This is a genomic window from Burkholderia sp. Leaf177, assembly GCF_001424345.1.
Classification (GTDB): Bacteria; Pseudomonadota; Gammaproteobacteria; order Burkholderiales; family Burkholderiaceae; genus Caballeronia.
The window spans coordinates 35,054-53,722 of record NZ_LMPF01000012.1 but is presented as its reverse complement, the minus strand read 5'-3'; the positions used below and the strand labels follow the sequence as shown (position 1 = coordinate 53,722).

At 59.4% G+C, this 18,669-nt stretch carries 12 protein-coding genes; 9 read left to right on the top strand and 3 right to left on the bottom strand.

Going from position 1 to position 18,669, the window contains the following annotated elements:
- Nucleotides 1-238: 238 nt before the first annotated feature.
- The 6 genes from ASG35_RS11120 (at nucleotide 239) to ASG35_RS11090 (ending at nucleotide 10,638) form a co-directional block, all read left to right on the top strand.
- Nucleotides 239-3,718, top strand: a complete 3,480-nt coding sequence (locus ASG35_RS11120) for a transglutaminase family protein (RefSeq protein WP_056356536.1) — start codon at nucleotides 239-241, stop codon at nucleotides 3,716-3,718.
- Between the two features lie 34 nt (nucleotides 3,719-3,752).
- A complete protein-coding gene (locus ASG35_RS11115) occupies nucleotides 3,753-6,338 on the top strand; it encodes a circularly permuted type 2 ATP-grasp protein (protein ID WP_056356534.1) in 2,586 nt (861 codons plus the stop codon).
- A complete protein-coding gene (locus tag ASG35_RS11110) occupies nucleotides 6,335-7,246 on the top strand; it encodes a transglutaminase family protein (protein ID WP_056356532.1) in 912 nt (303 codons plus the stop codon). Before ASG35_RS11115 ends, ASG35_RS11110 begins: the two co-directional genes overlap by 4 nt.
- A gap of 468 nt (nucleotides 7,247-7,714) precedes the next feature.
- Complete coding sequence (locus tag ASG35_RS11105; protein ID WP_056356531.1) at nucleotides 7,715-8,500, top strand: iron-containing redox enzyme family protein; 786 nt, start codon at nucleotides 7,715-7,717, stop codon at nucleotides 8,498-8,500.
- Between the two features lie 166 nt (nucleotides 8,501-8,666).
- The gene (locus ASG35_RS11095; RefSeq protein WP_082508319.1) at nucleotides 8,667-9,527 is read left to right on the top strand and encodes an aspartyl/asparaginyl beta-hydroxylase domain-containing protein; all 861 of its coding nucleotides are present in this window, start codon (nucleotides 8,667-8,669) and stop codon (nucleotides 9,525-9,527) included.
- Nucleotides 9,528-9,591: 64 nt separating this feature from the next.
- Nucleotides 9,592-10,638 carry a hypothetical protein gene (locus tag ASG35_RS11090; RefSeq protein ID WP_056356524.1) on the top strand — a complete coding sequence of 349 codons (1,047 nt, stop codon included), beginning with the start codon at nucleotides 9,592-9,594 and terminating at the stop codon, nucleotides 10,636-10,638.
- A gap of 155 nt (nucleotides 10,639-10,793) precedes the next feature.
- Here ASG35_RS11090 and ASG35_RS11085 read toward each other — a convergent pair whose 3' ends face one another.
- Nucleotides 10,794-11,681, bottom strand: coding sequence for a LysR family transcriptional regulator (locus ASG35_RS11085; RefSeq protein WP_268761119.1), 888 nt, complete (start codon nucleotides 11,679-11,681; stop codon nucleotides 10,794-10,796).
- Between the two features lie 1,181 nt (nucleotides 11,682-12,862).
- Between ASG35_RS11085 and ASG35_RS11080 the strand changes: the two genes are divergently transcribed.
- Nucleotides 12,863-13,759 (top strand): DMT family transporter, encoded by an 897-nt coding sequence (locus tag ASG35_RS11080; RefSeq protein WP_056356520.1) that lies wholly within the window; start codon nucleotides 12,863-12,865, stop codon nucleotides 13,757-13,759.
- A gap of 132 nt (nucleotides 13,760-13,891) precedes the next feature.
- Here ASG35_RS11080 and ASG35_RS11075 read toward each other — a convergent pair whose 3' ends face one another.
- Nucleotides 13,892-14,770 (bottom strand): LysR family transcriptional regulator, encoded by an 879-nt coding sequence (locus tag ASG35_RS11075; RefSeq protein WP_056356517.1) that lies wholly within the window; start codon nucleotides 14,768-14,770, stop codon nucleotides 13,892-13,894.
- 148 nt (nucleotides 14,771-14,918) lie between these two features.
- Here ASG35_RS11075 and ASG35_RS11070 point away from each other — a divergent pair, with 148 nt between their 5' ends.
- Both ASG35_RS11070 and ASG35_RS11065 read left to right on the top strand, forming a co-directional pair.
- Nucleotides 14,919-16,031, top strand: coding sequence for a TauD/TfdA family dioxygenase (locus ASG35_RS11070; RefSeq protein ID WP_056356515.1), 1,113 nt, complete (start codon nucleotides 14,919-14,921; stop codon nucleotides 16,029-16,031).
- Between the two features lie 135 nt (nucleotides 16,032-16,166).
- Nucleotides 16,167-17,561, top strand: a complete 1,395-nt coding sequence (locus ASG35_RS11065) for an MFS transporter (protein WP_056356512.1) — start codon at nucleotides 16,167-16,169, stop codon at nucleotides 17,559-17,561.
- Nucleotides 17,562-17,763: 202 nt separating this feature from the next.
- On the opposite strand, the gene ASG35_RS11060 is transcribed toward ASG35_RS11065, so the two are convergent.
- The gene (locus ASG35_RS11060; RefSeq protein ID WP_056356510.1) at nucleotides 17,764-18,564 is read right to left on the bottom strand and encodes an N-acyl homoserine lactonase family protein; all 801 of its coding nucleotides are present in this window, start codon (nucleotides 18,562-18,564) and stop codon (nucleotides 17,764-17,766) included.
- Between the last annotated feature and the right edge of the window lie 105 nt (nucleotides 18,565-18,669).

The following is an 18,669-nucleotide window of genomic DNA, read 5'->3' as shown; positions in this document are numbered from 1 at the left end:
TGACGTGCCTTTCCCGGCGCACACCGCTTCGCGGGATTTCGCTTGCCAGCCGTGGCTTGCAGCGGGATTCGCCGACCCATTTTGGTGCGTCGCGAAAGTGCTTAAAACATGGGGCGAAATTCCGTGCGCAGCTAAATTGTCCGTTCATTTGCCCGACGTACAATCGTGCGGGCGCGGTCTGCGGTTATCTGTCTGTCCTTCTTCTTCATGCAGCTTTCATCTCGTCCAGGAGTCAGGTGTGTCTATTCGTGTCGCGTTGAACCATGTCACGCACTACCGTTATGACCGCCTCGTTGCGCTCTCCCCGCAGGTCGTCCGGCTGCGGCCCGCGCCGCACTGCCGCACGCCAATCCTCTCGTACTCCATGCGGGTCGAACCGGCGGATCACTTCATCAATTGGCAGCAGGACCCGTTTTCCAACTATCAGGCACGTCTCGTCATTCCCGAGAAGACGCGCGAGTTCAAGATCACGGTCGATCTCGTCGCCGAAATGGCGGTTTATAACCCCTTCGATTTCTTCCTCGAGCCGCATGCCGAGGAATTCCCGTTCGCGTACGAGTCCGATCTCGCCGCCGAACTCGCGCCGTACCTCGTCAAGAAGCCGATGACGCCGCTCTTCGAAGCATTTGTTGCGAGCATCGACCGCACGCCGATGGCCACCGCCAATTTCTTGGTCGCGCTCAATCAGCGGCTGCAACAGCAGATTGGCTACGTGATCCGCATGGAGCCGGGCGTGCAGACGCCGGAGGAGACGCTGGCAAGCGCTTTCGGCTCGTGTCGCGACACCGGCTGGCTGCTGGTCGAGACTTTGCGCCAGCTCGGCCTCGCGGCGCGTTTTGTGTCCGGCTATCTGATTCAGCTGACCGCCGACCAGAAATCGCTCGACGGCCCGAGCGGCGCGTCCGAAGACTTCACCGACCTGCACGCCTGGTGCGAGGTCTACCTGCCGGGCGCGGGCTGGATCGGGCTCGACCCGACTTCCGGGCTGCTCGCGGGCGAAGGCCATATCCCGGTCGCGTGCACGCCGGAGCCGGGCAGCGCCGCGCCGATCTCGGGCGGCGTTGACGAGAGCGAGGTCGAGTTCGAGCACCTGATGAGCGTGCAGCGCGTGCTGGAGACGCCGCGCGTCACCAAGCCTTATACCGAGGACGTATGGGCGGCCGTGCAGGCGATGGGAGCCAAGGTCGACCGCCAGCTTGCCGATAGCGACGTGCGCCTCACGATGGGCGGCGAGCCGACGTTCGTCGCGGTAAGCGATCGCGACGCGCCCGAGTGGAACACCGACGCGCTCGGCCCCACGAAACGCGGCTACGCGGTCGGACTCATGGACAAACTGCGCGCGCGCTACGGCGTCGGCGGGTTTCTGCACCTTGGGCAGGGCAAGTGGTATCCGGGCGAGCAGTTGCCGCGCTGGGCGATGTCGCTTTTCTGGCGCGCCGACGGCGAGCCGATCTGGGCCGACCCTGCGCGTTTCGCCGATGAACGCGATCCCGGCCGATACACCGCCGAGGACGCGCATCGCTTCATCTCGCACCTGACGCACAAGCTTGCGCTGAACCCGGCGCATATCCAGCCGGGCTACGAGGACACGTTCTATTTCCTGTGGCGCGAGCGCCGCTTGCCGGTGAACGTCGATCCGTTCAAGTCGGAGCTGGAGGACGAACTCGAACGCGTGCGCCTGCGGCGTGTCTTCGACGCGGGTCTATCGAGCGTCACCGGCTACGTGCTGCCGATTTCACGCGAACGCGATGTGCCGTTGCAGGGGCCGAAGTGGGTGAGCGGCCCCTGGTTTTTCCGCGATGACCGCATGTACCTGATTCCAGGCGATTCGCCGATGGGTTATCGGTTGCCGCTCGAATCGCTGCCGTGGGTGAGCGCGGGCGATTATCCGTACCAGCATGCGCATGACCCGTTCGCGCCGCCCGTGCCGTTGCGCTCGGCGGCTGAACTGCGCATGCAGTACGGCGGCGGAACGCTTGTCGGCGGGTTATCGCCAGAACGCGCGGATCACGCCGAAGGCAACGCCAATGCTGGAACCGGCACCGAAACTGGCGCCGGCACAGGCACAGGCACGGATGCGCGTACATCCGCCGCGGATGCGCGGCTTCCCGCGCGCGGCGAATCCGCGGCGTGGATCCGGCGCACGGCATTGTGCGTGGAAGTGCGCGACCCGGCGCGCGCTGCCGGACCGAAGGTGGAAACCGGCGCATTCGGCAGCGGCAATACCTTGCTGCACGTCTTCATGCCGCCGCTGACCGAACTCGACGACTATCTCGACCTGCTCGCCGCGATCGAGGCAACCGCCGCCGATCTCGACATGAAGGTGATGATCGAAGGCTACCCGCCGCCGCGCGACCCGCGTCTCAAGATGCTGCAAGTGACGCCCGACCCGGGCGTGATCGAAGTGAACATCCATCCGGCGGCGAACTGGGATCAGCTTGTCGATCACACGGAGTACCTCTACCAGTCGGCTCACGAAACCTACCTCAGCACGGAAAAGTTCATGACCGACGGCCGCCACACCGGCACCGGCGGCGGCAACCACTTCGTGCTCGGCGGCGCCACGCCCGCCGACAGCCCGTTTCTGCGACGCCCGGACTTGCTCGCGAGCCTGATTGCGTACTTCATCAACCATCCTTCGCTGTCGTACCTGTTCTCGGGCTTGTTCATCGGGCCGACGAGCCAGGCGCCACGCGTCGACGAGGCGCGCAACGACCAGCTCTACGAGCTCGAGATTGCCTTCAGCGAGTTGCAGCATCAACTCGACCGTCTGGGCGGGCGCGACAGCGCGCAACTGCCGCCGTGGCTGATCGACCGGACGCTGCGTAATCTGCTGATCGATGTAACCGGCAATACGCACCGGGCGGAGTTCTGCATCGACAAGCTGTATTCGCCCGATGGACCCACCGGCCGGCTCGGCTTGCTCGAACTGCGCGGCTTCGAGATGCCGCCGCACGCGCGCATGAGCCTCGTGCAGCAACTGCTGCTGCGCGCGCTCGTCGCCCGTTTCTGGAACACGCCGTACGCCACGCGGCTCACGCGCTGGGGAACGGAGCTGCATGACCGCTTCCTGCTCGGCAGCTTCGTCAAGATGGATTTCGACGATGTCATCGCCGACCTGAACGAAGCAGGCTATGCGTTCGACGTTTCGTGGTTCGCGCCGCACTTCGAATTCCGCTTCCCGCTGGTCGGCGAGGTGCAGACCAATGGCATTGAACTGACGGTGCGCAATGCGCTCGAACCATGGCACGTAATGGGCGAGCAAGGCTCGCCCGGCGGCACGGTGCGCTACGTGGATTCATCGGTGGAAAGGCTCGAAGTGCGCGTGCTCGGCCTCAACGATAACCGCCATATCGTGACCGTCAACGGCGTGCCGCTGCCGCTGCAACCGACCGGGCGCATGAGCGAGTTTGTCGCGGCAGTGCGTTTCCGGGCCTGGGCGCAGCCTTCCGCGCTGCATCCGACCATTGGCGTGGACGCGCCGCTCACCTTCGATATCGTCGATACATGGAGCCATCGCTCGATCGGCGGATGCCGGTATCATGTGGCACATCCGGGCGGGCGCAACTACGACACGTTCCCGGTCAACGCCTACGAGGCCGAGAGCCGGCGCCGCGCGCGCTTTTTCATGACCGGGCACACGCCAGGCCGCATGTCGGTCGAACCGGCCGTGCGCAGCCTCGAGTTCCCGTTCACGCTCGACTTGCGCCGCCGTTGAGACGACCGCCCATCCACTAATAGAACAGGCTGCCTTGTCCGTCCAATCCTCGCTCCCTTTCGAAGAAACCGCCGCCCGCGTGAAGGTCTCGTCGCCGTTGCGCGCGTTGCCGGTGCGGGAAGGGCACTGGGACGAACTGCGCGATGCATCGGGCCAGTTGCGCCCGACCTGGCAACGTTTCTTCGATCTGGCAGGCGAGGAAGGCGTGACCGCTTTCGACCGCGCGGTCGAGACGATCGCCCGGCAAGTCCGCGATAACGACATCAGCTACAACGTTTATGCCGACAACGGCGAGCCACGCCCCTGGTCGCTCGACTTGCTGCCGTTTCTCATCGACGAAACCGAGTGGGCGGTAATCGAGCGTGCGGTCCGGCAGCGCGCGGTGTTGCTGAACAGCGTTGTCGGCGATATTTACGGTACGCAGACGTTGCTGCGCGACGGGCTGCTGCCGCCGGCGCTCGTCTTCGGCCATCCGGGCTACTTGCGCTCCGTCAAGGGTTTCGTGCCGCCGGGCGGACGGTATTTGCAACTGGTCGCGGTGGATCTCGCGCGCGCACCGAGCGGCGAATGGGTGGTGATGGCGCATCGCACCGAGGCGCCTTCCGGCCTTGGCTACGCGCTCGAGAACCGGCTGATCGTCTCGGGTGTATTCGCCGATGCGTTTCGCGCGCTGCATGTCGAGCGTCTCGCGCCTTTCTATTCACGCCTGATCGCGGCGCTCGTGCAAGGCGGCCGCGCGACGATGTCGGGCGAGGGCGCGGAGCGCGGCTCGCCTCACATCGCGTTGCTCACGCCGGGACCGTTCAGCGAGACTTTCTTCGAGCACGCTTTCCTCGCCCGCTATCTGGGCGTGACGCTGGTCGAGGGCAAGGACCTCACCGTGCGCGACGACAAGCTGTTCCTCAAGACCTTCGCCGGGCTCGAACGCGTACATGTGCTGCTGCGCCGTCTGGACGATGCCTTTTGCGACCCGGTCGAATTGCGGGCGGATTCGCATATCGGCGTTCCGGGACTTTTGCAGGTGATGCGGGCGGGCAACGTGATGGTGTCGAACGTGCCGGGTTCGGGCTTCGTCGAATCGCCCGCGCTGCACGGCTTTCTCCCCGCCATCTCGCACGCGCTGCTTGGCGAGCGGCTGGAACTGGCGAGCGTGCCGACCTGGTGGTGCGGCGAGGCGGCGGCGTGCGAATCCGCCCTGAAAGGCCGCAAGGAAGCATTCGTGTTGCCCACGTGGCCAGGCGTGGAAGTGGACGGCCGCAGCCCGCGCGGCTTTGGCGACGGCTTGCAGCCGCTTGCCAAGTGGAAAACGCGCATTGAAAGCATGCCCGACGCGTACACCATCCAGGAACTGTTCCCCGGCTCGCAGGCGCCGCGCTATGAAGAAGGGACGATCGTCGGCCGGCCGTCGGTGCTGCGCGTGTATGCCATTGCCAATATTGACGGCGGCTGGTCGGTGATGCCGGGCGGCTTCACGCGCCTCGGTGCCGAGCGGCAACCATCCGTTTCCATGCAGTACGGCAGCAGCAGCGTCGATACCTGGGTGTTGTCGAGCAAACCGGCTTCGAGCTTTTCCCTGCTCCCCACGCCGATGACGCCCGCCGATCTCGTCACCAAGCATCGCACGGTGTCGAGCCGCGCCGCCGAGAACCTCTTCTGGGCCGGCCGCTACAGCGAGCGTGCCGAAAACAACGTGCGGCTGTTGCGCGTGATCCTGTCATCGCTTGAAAGCAACGACTCCGAAGCCATGCTCGACACCATGGTCGACCTTGCGTGGCAGTCGGGCTTGCTGCCAGCCGGAACGCCCGTTCGCGGCCACACGGCGCAGACGCTCGAGCGCGTGCTCGTTGCTAATCTCGGCGAGAACGGGCCGGCCGCGAGCGTGGGGCAGAACCTTGCGAGCCAGACGCGCGCCAGCAGCGAGATTCGCGGCCGGCTCTCGACCGACCACTGGCGCACGATCCTCGCTGCCCGCAATGACTTCCGCGACGCGATTGCAGCTTTGCAGCCTGCACCGGGCGTTGAGCGCTACGATCGCGGACTGCTCACGCGCACGCTCGAAAACCTGGCGACGCAATTGCTCGGCATCAGCGGCGCGCAAGGCGACCGCATGACGCGCGACGAAGCCTGGCGGCTCGTGTTCGCCGGCCGGCACATCGAGCGCGTATCGACCATGGCGCTGTATCTGCGCACGGTTGCCGAGCATCGTCAGATCGCGACGCCTGGCGGCTTCGACCTGCTGCTGCAGCTTTTCGATAGCACGCTCACCTATCGCTCGCTTTATCCGGGACGATTCGAGGTGCCCGCGCTGATCGACCTGCTGGTGGTCGAGCCCACCAATCCGCGCGGGCTTTACGGTGTGTATCGGCGGTTATGCAAGAAGCTGGTCGAGATCTCGATTGCGGCGGGCGGCGAGCGTCACGGCCATTTCGGCGGGGCGACGGACCTGCTGGAATCGCTGAGAGGGCTGGAAGTGCTGTGCATTGCCGATAGCGCCGGCACGTACGACGCGCTGATCGCCGCCTGCGACGAACTCGGCGAACGCGTGAGCGACGCGGCCCACGAGATCAGCGCGCGCTATTTCAGCCATGCCAACACGCAGGCGCTGCAGGTGTCGTCATGACGTCGATCAACGCAACGTCCCGGCTGTCGGTGACGCACCGGACCACGTACCGCTATTCCACGCTGGTCGCGACGGCGCAACATCTCGCCACGATCCGGCCGCTGAATTTGCCGTGGCAACGGGTGCTTGCGCATGAGGAGAGCATCGAGCCGCAGCCGCTTTTCATCAATAGCCGCGTCGATACCTTCGGCAACGAGCTGCTGTATTTTTCGCTCGAGACGCCGCACCGCTCGCTGCAACTGGTTAGCGAGACCACGGTGGAACTAAGCCCGCGCTGGGCCACGCTCGATCCCGCAGCCACGCCGGCGTGGGATGCGGTCGCGGCGAGCATGCGCTTCAAGGCGGGCGCTGCGTTTCAGCCGGAGACGGAGTTCTGTTTTGCGTCGCCGAACGTGGGGTTGAGCGCCGAGTTGCGCGCGTATGCGGCTGCGAGTTTTTCGCCGGGACGTCCGCTCGCCGAGGGCGCAATCGACTTGATGCATCGCGTGCACGCCGACTTCGAGTATCGACCGAGCGCGACGTCATATGACACGCCGGCGCATCGCGCGTTCGAGATGCGTCGTGGCGTCTGCCAGGATTTCGCGCAGGTGATGATCGGGTGCATGCGGGCGCTCGGCGTGCCGGCGCGGTATGTCAGTGGTTATCTGCGCAACGATCCGCCGCCGGGGCAGGTCAAGCTGATCGGCGCGGATGCATCGCACGCGTGGGTTTCGGTGTTCTGTCCCGGAAGCGGGTGGATCGATCTCGATCCGACCAACGACGTGCTCGCGGATCTGGAGCATGTGACGCTTGCCATCGGGCGCGACTATAGCGACGTGTCATTGTTGCGCGGAATGATTCTCGGGGGAGGGTCGCATCGGGTCGATGTCGGCGTGACTGTCCTCGCGCTCGATACACCGGAAGAGTGATGTGGTTGTTTGCTCACGGTTTTGTCGCGGAATTTGGTACGTAGTCCGATGATTATCATTCGTCGATTTCGTAGACTATATTGCTTGGCAAATGCGTGAATCGACACCTCACGGCCATCCGCGCTTAGTCATACCTTGCGATTCTTCGATGATAAGGATACAAAAGTATCCATCGCTTTAAGCCCGCGCGTCTAACGCATCCTGCCATCATCGAGCGCGATCTTGCGCGCCGGATCGATCGCCGTATCGGAGCTTTTCGCTCGGTCGCGCATTCAACGCACGCCAGCATCTTTCGAATGATGCACTTCGCACGGTTTACCGCCCGCTACTTCATTAATGTCGTCATTCGCCGATCTGATCAGCCTTATCAGAATCATTCGTTGGCGCGGTACAGCATAGGCAGTGGAAACTGCAAATGTTGTGTAAGTCATTGAAAGTAAACAACTTTATTAGATAGACAAGGAAAAAATGACACTTGATCGCACCAGCGTTCGAGGCGAATCCGCACGTCCTGTGCAGACGTTCGCGGACCAAGTCGAAGCACTGGCTCATTCTGCGTTTTCGAGCAACGCACTAAATAACGACTTCTATGCGATGTGGACCAGCAAGCAGATGACTCCGCGACAGATCGCTGTTTTCGCGCGGAACTACGGCGAGTTCAACCGGGCGTTTCCAGAAGTTCTGGCGGTCATGATCAGCAGCACGCGCAACGTGACCGCGCAGGCCGAGTATGCGAAGACGTTGTATTCCGAGTTGGGGTACGGAAATCCCGAGAAAGTCCATTCCGTTTTGTTCGATGCATGGCTGAGCGAACTCGGCCATAAATTTGGCCGCGATGTGCGGCTTGACTGGATGTCTATTTCAAATGAACTGGACGTTCTTCCAGAGACGCACGCCCTAATCGACGGCGAGAAGCATCTTTACGGTCTCGACAACGCTACGGCAGCCGGGGCGCAGTTGGCTCTCGAGTGGCAGGCGTACACCATGCTTCGCAAGCTTTACGACGGAGCGTTGATCTATAAGCATCTTTGGGACGATGAAGACGCGTTCCACGAGGCGTGCGAATATTTCTACGCTCATATTGGCGCGACCGAGAAAGAACACAAAGTCGAATCACTCTCGGCTGCACGGCAATTCGCATCTGACGCGAGTGCCTTGGAGCGCATGACACATGGTTTCAACACGCATCTTCGACTCTTCGAAGAGTTCTGGAACGCAGTTGCCCGCGAGATGGCGGCTGTCAGCAGCCACTAGATCCTTGCCGCCGGTTTAGCGGCTCACTCCCAAGACGTGTTGCCACAAAAGCACTTCGTGCCGAACGTCGGCACGAGGGGACGTTTTCGTCAGTTTTTCAAAATTGCGTTGCGACCGGTGCAGGACGCAGGCCAACCGCCGCCGTAAATAAATTTCAATCCAATCAATGAATTCCAAAATAATTGGTACAACGAATTTCACGACGCCGCCTGAAGAACTCCATACCATGCTGACGTTCGCCGATGACAATCGCGACTACAGCGAATTTCATGTTGGTGACTGGAAGAGCTTTGTTATCTTGAATCAAACAGGCATAGACACCGATGGGATGGTTGTCGACCGAGGGCTGCCTGCGAAGCCCACGCAGCGCGGTTTATTACTTCCTGTTTTGAACGCATGGATCGGCTCGAAATTCGACATGTCGAGACTAAAGCTGGCTCGGATCCATTCCTTAGGCGACGGCGTTTTAGTACCGCACCGGGACTTCGTCGAATTCCATACGCAGCCGTGGACTCGCATACACGTTCCGCTGCTTACTAATTTCAACTGTTTGCATTCCGATACGGAATCGGTATTTCATATGCGTTCGGGCGAAATCTGGTTTCTGGATGCATCGAATCTGCATTCTGCGATCAACTACTCGGCAGGAAGACGCTTGAACTTGTGTCTTGATTTCGACCTGTGCGGGGAATCGGTTGAAGCTGCCTTCCGAAAGTCCCTCCCAAGCGCGGATTACAAAATTGAGCCTCAGTTCGTTCAACGCCCGCCACTTGGGGACTCGTTCGATCAAGAGTTGAGTTCGCTTGCAGCCTCACTGACGGAATCAAACCTTTATCAAGCAGTAGGCCTTCTTTCGAAAGTCCATTTCTTTCGGAATGCGAAGGTTGCTGATTTCTTCGACTGGTTAGCCGTTATCGCGGAACGGTCCGGGAAACGGTCCTTGCAAACAAAGACCGAGTGGTACATTGGATTCCTGCGAGACGAACGAAGGATGGGCGATCAGTTCGATATCGGGCGAGGACGTTGAGGTGCCAACTACGCGTGCGAGCTACCGTGTGTTTCCCATATGGACTTCGAGATTCTGGACATGGTTGACCGGAAAGCCCGACTGCGGAGAAAAGGCGATTCTGAAGTTGACGCCATTCGCGTATGCAGTCTGGGCTGTCCTTACTTACGTCGCGGGTCTGGCGCTTGCAACGGGCGCCGGACGGTTGCACGGCGCATGGTGTATTACAGCGCTATTTTTAGGGTGGGTGCTCGCGGTCAATGGTGCGAGACGAATGGTCAGCACGGTTGCACATCAGTGCATCCACCGGCGGTTCACCGGCAATATCGGAGTGGATATGGCCGTTGCCAACTGCATGGCCATCCTGACGCTCACACAGTCTGCCAAGCACTATCACGATGAACATTTCAGACGTCATCATCATCACGCCATCTTCTCGTCTTTACATGATCCGGCGGGCGAGTTCCTGCTTCGCGCCGGCTTTAGGCCTGGGTTATCAATCAGGTCGCTTTGGGTGCGACTCTTCGTTGCGATGATCTCACCGCGGTTCCATGGGATATTCCTATGGAGTCGACTTCGAAGCTTGTTTCTAGGCCTTTCGTGGAAAGCACGTTGTGTCGGCATCATTCTTTGGTCGGCGATTTTTGCGGCCGCCCTTGGTTCACAACCGACGAGCGCAGGCATCTTCGCGATCATCGTGCCGGTGACGGTCATTTACCAAAATAGCGTGCTCCTCGAATTCATCAGCGAGCATGCGTGGTTCGCGGCACCTAAGGATCTCACCCAGCCCAAATACATTCACGCCACGCATTCTTGGGGCCGATTTTGCGGACGTCGAACACCACAGCGGGGCGCTAAAAGCAGGCTGACCTTCTCGATCGACTGGATGATATGGTCGCTGGAGCATCTTTTTTATCACTTGCCAACAAGGCTTGTGATCTTGCCGGGCGACTTGTCTCAGCACGATTTCCATCATCGTAACCCTGCGACGCTCCAGTGGACTGAGGCGGCCTTTGCGCGTGAAAACGATATCGCAAATGGCGATACTCGCTGGCCTCCTTATCAAGAATTCTGGGGACTGCACACCGCAATTTTTCATGTATTCGATGGGATATCGAAGGTTCGTCCCTGAAAGAAAAGTTCGGATGACGAATTAAAGCTCGGTCGCTTCGAATGTTTTTCGGATCTTAGGGATGTTCGCGCTAGCGAGATCCCTGTCTTCTGGTCAAGCACTTGCAGGCGAATGAGACACGCCGCCGCTGAATAAATTGCGGCGGCGACTTGGCGCTAGCTGACCGCTTCGGCCGATGAAATATTTTGCATCGTCGTGTGATCCTGATCACTCGTACGATTCGCGAAATGACTGCGAATGATATCCAAGACACTGCGTGCAACCGGCGAAATGTCCGAACGGCGTGCGTACAGTTCAATCTCGGTCGAAGCGAGCGCAGGAAAACCGTCGGCTGGCGTCAACACGCGGTGCCGGTTGTTCACGGCGCTCTCGATCATGATGGACACCGCGCTCCCTGCGTCGACAGCTGCGAGCAGGCCTTCATGGTTGAGACTGGTGTAAGCGATCCGCCAGTTTTTCTTGTGCGCGTCGAGCGCGGCAAGCCCTGCGCGGCGATACAGGCATCCGTCCGGAAAGACTGCAAGAGGCACCGTTGCCTGCCGGTAGACCGGGCTGTCCTTCTTGCACACCCACATCAGACGCTCCCGGGCGAGCAACACGCCGTCGCAGCGTGCCGGATATTTCGTTGCGACAACCAGGTCGATGTCTTCCGTCTCCATGGATTCCAACATCTTCCAGCTGTGCCCGCAACGGATTTCCATGGCGATGTTCGGAAACGCCGTATCGATCTTCGCGAGCACCGGCGGCAGCAGGCACGACGCGAACGTCTCGGAGGTAGCCAGCGTCAGTTTGCCGATCGCCAGGTTGTGCTGAAGCGCGAAGAACGCATCTTCGTGCGCCTGTACGAGCCGGTGCGCGATGCCAATAAACCTTTCGCCCACGGCAGTCAGCGTCACCGCGGTGGTGTCGCGCTCGAACAGACGCTCACCGATAATCTCTTCGAGGCGCTTGATCTTCATACTGACCGCTGACTGCGTTCGATGAAGACGCGTCGCTGCCTGAGTAAAATTGCGCGTTTCCGACACGGCCAGAAAAGCTCGCACAAGGTCAAGATCGAAGTCTTGAGGCTTCAACTGATACTCCCTATAACGCTAACGTGCCTCTTGACACCCTATTGCTGCAAGCGGTGTTAGTCGGCGGCCAATCCTTCAACGCATTTTCTCGCTATCCAGGAGCAGGGCGACGCTCAATAGCCAGGCAACGCAAAACGTGGCAGTTGGATATGCTCTGAGAATGCGCAAGAAAGTCGAATTCTTTATGTTACCGCCTATTTTAGACTGACTGATCAACGTTTAGTAAATGATTATCAAATTCCATTAAATCACGTAAGACAAATTAAATCCGACGACAATAAACTTGACCTTTTAGATCGGTTTTGAAGATAACGCCTATCGAAGTTGTGTCGGCTCTGGCTAGCGGCCGCGAGACGCCATTTTCTTACCGAATATCGGGCATGCGCGAATAATCGCCGGAAAATAAAGGAAGGGCCCCGCAATATGGAATAAAGCCCGCGGATTTATACGTAGACGCGTGCGTTCCGCAGCGGCCAAGCACCGTTGTGGTTTTTATTGATCGCGAAATCTTGGCAGCACTACCAGCGTGATCGTCGCCGCATGGTTTTCTCCGTCATGTTCGACAAAGAATCAGGCAATGGATACCTGGAATCCGTCCGTCCAGGCACCCCGGCTAGCCCATTGAGCTAGACCAGGGTGCAAGGAAGACAGAGCTTTGCTGTTTTATTTACTTCGTACTCTCAGGCTCCAGCGTGTGAGAACGAGGGCGGCAGATGGCCGCGCCACGAGAAAGCAAAACGAAAGGAAAAAACCTTTAGCGTTGCTGCACGCTTTTCGCAGGAAAAGTGTCACGTCTTAGGCAGCCAAGCGCTAATGAAAACTCTTGATCAGGGATATTCGAAGCGTGAATCAGGTGCTTCCGGCTAAACGGCCTAACCGATGCCGCCGGGACAATCGATCCTGATCAGGCTGAAGGTCAAGGAGATTCGAGGCAGGCTCATCGACCAAAAGGGGTGCTAAAAGGTTGCGCTATTACGTTCGCATTAGTACGACTTACTTCTAATGCTCATTTACGTGTCATGCGCCATGACGGGCTTGTAGCCTTAAACCAACTGGCTTATTGGCCGCGCGAATGATGCCATCAGGTTTATTCGTTGGGCCGCTTGTACACGACGATGTAGATTGCTGCAAAGCGATATGAGCGAGCGGGAATGAATAAACACGTTGGCGTACTGCAATTGATCGTTGCCATGTCGCTGTCGGGATCGATAGGCGTCTTCGTCACGATGTCCGGCCAGTCGCCTGCGAATGTGGTGTTTTTCCGATGCGCGATTGCCTTCTTATGCCTGCTTCCGTATTGCGGATTGCGGGGCATACTGCGTCGCGAACTGTTCACGAGACGCGTTCTGTTCCCTGTGTGCGTGTCGGGCATTTTTATCGTCATCAACTGGCTGTTGCTCTTCAAAGCCTACCCGCTGATAAGCATCGGTTTTGCGACAACCGTATATCACGTCAACCCGTTCCTGGTGCTATTGGGCGGAGCGCTGTTTTTTCGTCAACGACTGTCCATCGCAGATTTGGCCTGGACTGCAATCGCGTTCTTAGGTCTGACTGTCGCTGTCGCTCTACCCGGCACATTTCATTCTGTGAATGCGAACGACGTGGCTGGCACAGCGCTAACGTTGGCGGCGTCGGTACTTTACGCATGCACTGTGCTCATTTCGAAAAAAATCGCAGATGTCCCGCCGGCTTTCGTTGTGATGATGCAGACGTTCGTTGGTGTGTTTATCGTGCTGCCGTTCGTTGATTTTTCCAGCCTTCCGATAACGGCTTGGCAATGGGGCTATGTCAGCGTTCTGGGCGTGGTGCATACGTTTTTCTTGTATTGCCTGGTTTTTTCCGCGTACCGGAAATTGAGCGTAAGCGGGATCGCAATTCTTTCATTTATCTATCCTCTTTCCGCAATAGCATTCGATTACCTGGTCTACCATCACACTCTGACCGGAACGCAATGGGTCGGTATCGCGATGATCATGGCCGGTGTTCTCGGCGTTAAAATCAAATGGAAGCCCAGGGTTTTCTGGCGCACTGCGGCCGCTAAGGGTTGAAGATTTTGGGCGCCAATCAACGAGCTGATTTGCAATCAGTAAGGTTTCCTTTGGATTAGCTGTGGAATATCTCAAGCAATTTTAGAGGCGGTTGTCGATATTTCGCTAAGACACAACATTACTACTTTGCGCCTATGGCCTTGTACTCTTCAACGCAAGGCTCAGCGCTTCACGTACGGCCACCAACAGCCGGCTATCCGCATCGTCCTTGCGAGTCACCACTGACAACTGCAAGGTTGGCGGCGTTGCGCCGAGACGGATCGTTCTTACAGGGTACTGCTCGCAGACACGCGGATCTACCACCTGCAGCACGGACACGCCAAGCCCGGCGCTCACCATTGCGACAATCGCAGTCACGCTGTCCAGTTCGAGCGCGCTGCGCTTCTCAGCCATCACTTCGCGAACATGACGCGCGCCCATTGCTCCCGTTGTTGTCTGGCGATCGTAGCGAATCCAGTCGTAATGCCTGAGATATTCATGCACGGTTGCCGGTCTGGCATCAGGCGGCGCGATCAGCACAAGTTCCCGCTTCAATAGCGGATACCAGGTTAGTCCGGCAACTCTTCCCTTCTCGGGCTGCGCGACCACTGCTGCGTCGAGCACACCTGCCTTAACGTCGGCGGTCAGGCCCGCGCTTCGCCCCCGCTGCGGTCTCAACAAGAGCCGCGGATGGGTGTCCCTAAGCACGCGCATGGTCCCGGGCAGCAGCATGGGCTGGATCGATTCAATCAGACCGAGCCGGATCGTTCCTTCTACAACGACCGTGTTGCGGCGCCTCAGTACATCGATTTGTTGCAGGCCTTCGCGCATCGCGGCGATTACCTGATGCGCCATTGCGGTCGGCTGCACACGCAAGCCGGCACGCCTGAATAGGGGCTGCCCGAGATACTGTTCAAGATGCTTCATCTGCATGCTCACCGCGCTCGGCGTGAGGTTCATCGTGGCCGCGGCAGCCGCAAACGAGCCTTCGGTGAGCACCGCACCAAGTGTTTCGAACGCCTCAAGTTTCATCAAAAACTCTTATCTAAGGAGTGAAATAAAGTCACTTTTATTGACTATCCGCCGAGCCTATACTTTTTTCAAGATATGCAGCGGATTCCATCCCGGATTTCACCTCACCACGCTGCCGACAAATCAGACAGCCGGAGACATCACAGCAATGAACAGCCTCAAACCCATGCCGTGGCTCGCAGCCGAAGCAACCGCCGATACATCCTGGATGCAGCATCTCAGCGCGGACGAAGTGGCCGGATTCGACGTTGCGCTCGCGCATGCAAAAACGCTTGGCCGCGACCTCCTGGCCATGACCCCCGACGATTTTCCGTTGCCCGCCGCATCTCGCAACGCGTTGCAACGCGCAGTCGATACAGCCCAGGGACGCTGGGGGATGTGTCTGCTCAAAGGCTTTCCCGTGGACCGCTGGAGCGAGGACGATACCCGTCTTGCATACTGGGGAATGGGGCTGCACATTGGCGTGGCGCGAACGCAGAACCGCGCGAGCGACATTCTTAACGATGTCCGCGACGTAGGGTCCGCGTACAAGACCACGAACGGCCGGGGCTACAACACAAACGCATCGCTCGACTTCCATATGGACTCGTGCGACGTGGTCGGACTGCTATGCCGTCGAGCGGCGAAACAGGGCGGCGAGAGCAAGGTCGTCAGCTCGATCGCCGTATTCGACGAAATGCAGCGCCGGCATCCCGAGCTCGCAAACGCGTTGCGCGGACCGTGCTACTTCAGTTATCAGGGCGCTCAGGATCCGTCTCAGCCGCCCTATTATTGCTGCCCGATCATCGGCAATCAGCCGGATCACTTTGCCATGCGCACGAATCGTAAGAATATCGTCGCGGCGCAACGCGATTTCGACGACGTGCCGCGTCTTTCGACCCTTCAGACCGACGCGCTGGATCTGCTGGATGAAACGATGACCGATCCGCGATTCTGCTTTTCAATGTCGCTCGAGCGTGGCGATCTGCAACTGCTGAACAACTACGTCACGATCCATTCCCGAACAGGTTTCGAGGACTATGAAGAGCCGGACATGAAGCGTCATCTGCTGCGCTTGTGGCTGTCCATTCCGAATGCGCAACCGCTGCCGGAAAACTGGCTGGAATATTTCGGCGACATACGCGCCGGCGCGGTGCGCGGCGGTTTGCGCGGCAGCGCTCGCTCGCCCGCGTTCGATTCGTACGAAAAGCGTCAGGCGGCGCTCATGGGCATGCAACTGCGCGAATGGACGCCGACGGCATCGCCGGTCACCGCTGCCTGAACTTTCCGCGCGTGATTTGCTATCGGCATTCCGGAGACAGAGCCTTAAAAAACGAGCATTTTCAGCGCAAGGACTGAGACGCGCTGACGTCACGCACAACGACGCGACACAACAGAAAAACAAACTGGAGACAACATGGCATCCCCGGCATCCATTGGCTTGCGCCTCGACGCGCTGCCGCTCAGCGGTTTTCACCGGCGCATGTTGTGGCTCATTGCGGCAGGCATGTTCTTCGACAGCTTCGACATCACGCTTGCCGGCTCCGTGCTCGGCGCGCTCGTCCATAGCGGCATGTCGAACCTGCAGCTCAACGGCTATTTCATATCGGCTACGTTCATCGGCATGGCGATCGGCGGGACGCTGGCGGGCATGCTCGGCGATCGTTTCGGTCGACGCTTCACGTATCAGGCAAACCTCCTCGTGTTCGGTCTTGCGTCGCTGGCTGCGGGACTGGCGCCCTCGATGTCGTGGCTCATCGCCTTCCGGCTCGTAATGGGTATCGGGCTCGGCGCGGAGATCGTCGTGGGATATTCGACCCTGATCGAGATGACGCCGCCGAAGCAGCGCGGACGTTATTCCGCATTGCTCGCGCTGGTGACCAACAGCGCCTTGTTCGTGTCGTCGCTCGCGGGATATTTCCTGATCCCGTTGTGGACCTGGCGCTCCATGTTTTTCGTTTCCGGCGCGGGCGCGTTGCTTGTCTGGGTTGCGCGCAAGTCGATGCCGGAGTCGCCCCGATGGCTTGCGAGCGAAGGCCGGCTGGAAGAGGCCGATCTGATCGTGACGCGGATCGAGGAAGAAGTGCATGGCAAGGGTTATCGGGCGCCAATGCAGGCGGCCACGCCTCCGGATCTGGAACCCACGCCGCCGCTTTCGGTGCTGTTTTCCCGCGAGGTCTGGACTCGCACGCTGGTCGGATCGACCATATCAATTGTCATCGGCATCGCCATTTACAGCTTTGTCACCTGGGTGCCGACCTTCTTGCTGAAACAGGGCCTCAGCCTGTCCTCGTCGCTTGGGTACAGCATGGTGATGTCGCTGGGTGGCCCGATAGGCGCGGGTATTGGCCTCATCTGCACCGACCGCTTCGGACGCCGCAAGTGCATCGCGATTGCATCGATAATCGGCGCGGCCATGGGCGTCAGCTATGCGCTTTCAAGCTCGCCGATGATGGCTGCAATAATGGGCTTCCTGCTGTTTTGCTGCTTGTACGCGATCGTTGCGCTGGCTGTTGCCTGTTACATTCCCGAGTTGTTCGGAACGCGCTACCGGCTTCGGGGTAACGGCTTTTGCGCCGTCCTTGGACGGATCGCTTCGTTTTGCGCACCTGGTATCACGCTGCTGCTGTACAGCACGGGCGGCATTCGATACGTCGCCTTCAGCGTTGCTGCTTTGCTGGTGGTCCAGGCGCTCGTGGTGCTTGTATTTGGCATTGAGACACGCTCGCAGTCCCTTGAGGCGATCGAGGAACAAGGTGCCCCGCTCGAGGCGAAAGCTGCGCAGCTATCGCGGCAAAAATTGCGCGTTTAATCACGACCAACAAGCCGATGTCTTACGCAACTTAGCGATGCGGTCTCATCATTTCGCGCTTGCCTCTGATGGGCGTGGTCGTATCTATGTTAGCGGCTAACATGCGGCGCCTCCGCTTGAACTGCGGCGGAAGATCACCACACGGCATCGCAGCGATGCAAATAGCATCACATGCCCAGGCGGATTACGGCGCTTCAGCTTGTCAGCGCGGCCCGATATCCAGGCGCGCAATCCAGTCAGCGGTTTCGTTGCTGTGCGCCGGGAAACGCGCTAACACGGCGGGATCGTGGCCTGGAATCACATGTTGCGGCGAATCAGCCAATTCGTGCACTCGCCGATACCCCTCGAGCATGTCACCCACGTTGTAGACCGCCGGGAACGGCCGATCCTGCTCCATGTTCGCGTAGAGATGCGATGCGTCCGACGCCAGCACGACCCAGCCGCGTTCCGTGTGCACGCGAATAACTTGCAGGCCATTGGTATGTCCGCCCACCAGATGAAGGCTGATTCCAGGCGCGACATGCGAAGTGCCATCGTGGAACTGCACGTTTCCTTCGAAGATGCGGCCGACCATCGACTTGACGTCCTCCGCGTCGAACGGATGACTGAGCGGCGCGTGGCACATGCAGCGGCCCGTGCAGTAAGCCATTTCACGATCCTGCACGTGATACCGGGCCTTGGGGAACAGCGTCCGGTTGCCCGCGTGGTCGTAGTGCATATGCGTAATGATCACGTCCTCGACGGAATCGGTGCGGATGCCGATCGCACCAAGACCATCTTGCACGGAGCGTGTGGTCATGCGGCCACGCGCAGCGCCGTCCTTTGGGTCGAAGCCTGTATCGACCAGGAAAGTACGGCTCTCGCCAACGACCGCCCAGACGAAATAATCGAGGGGCATATTGTCGTCGTGCGGATCGCCACCAATGAAATTGTCTCGCGCCGGACGATCGTGGTGTGCGTATTTGATCGCGTAAATCTTGTAGTTTTCAATGGCATTTGTCATTTCGGCTGTCTCCAGATATAGATCTATGCGAGCGCTATCATAGCAATACGAGCGTCATTTGTGTTGCGCGGGTGTGCGCTTCTTCGCAACGATCCATGTGCATCC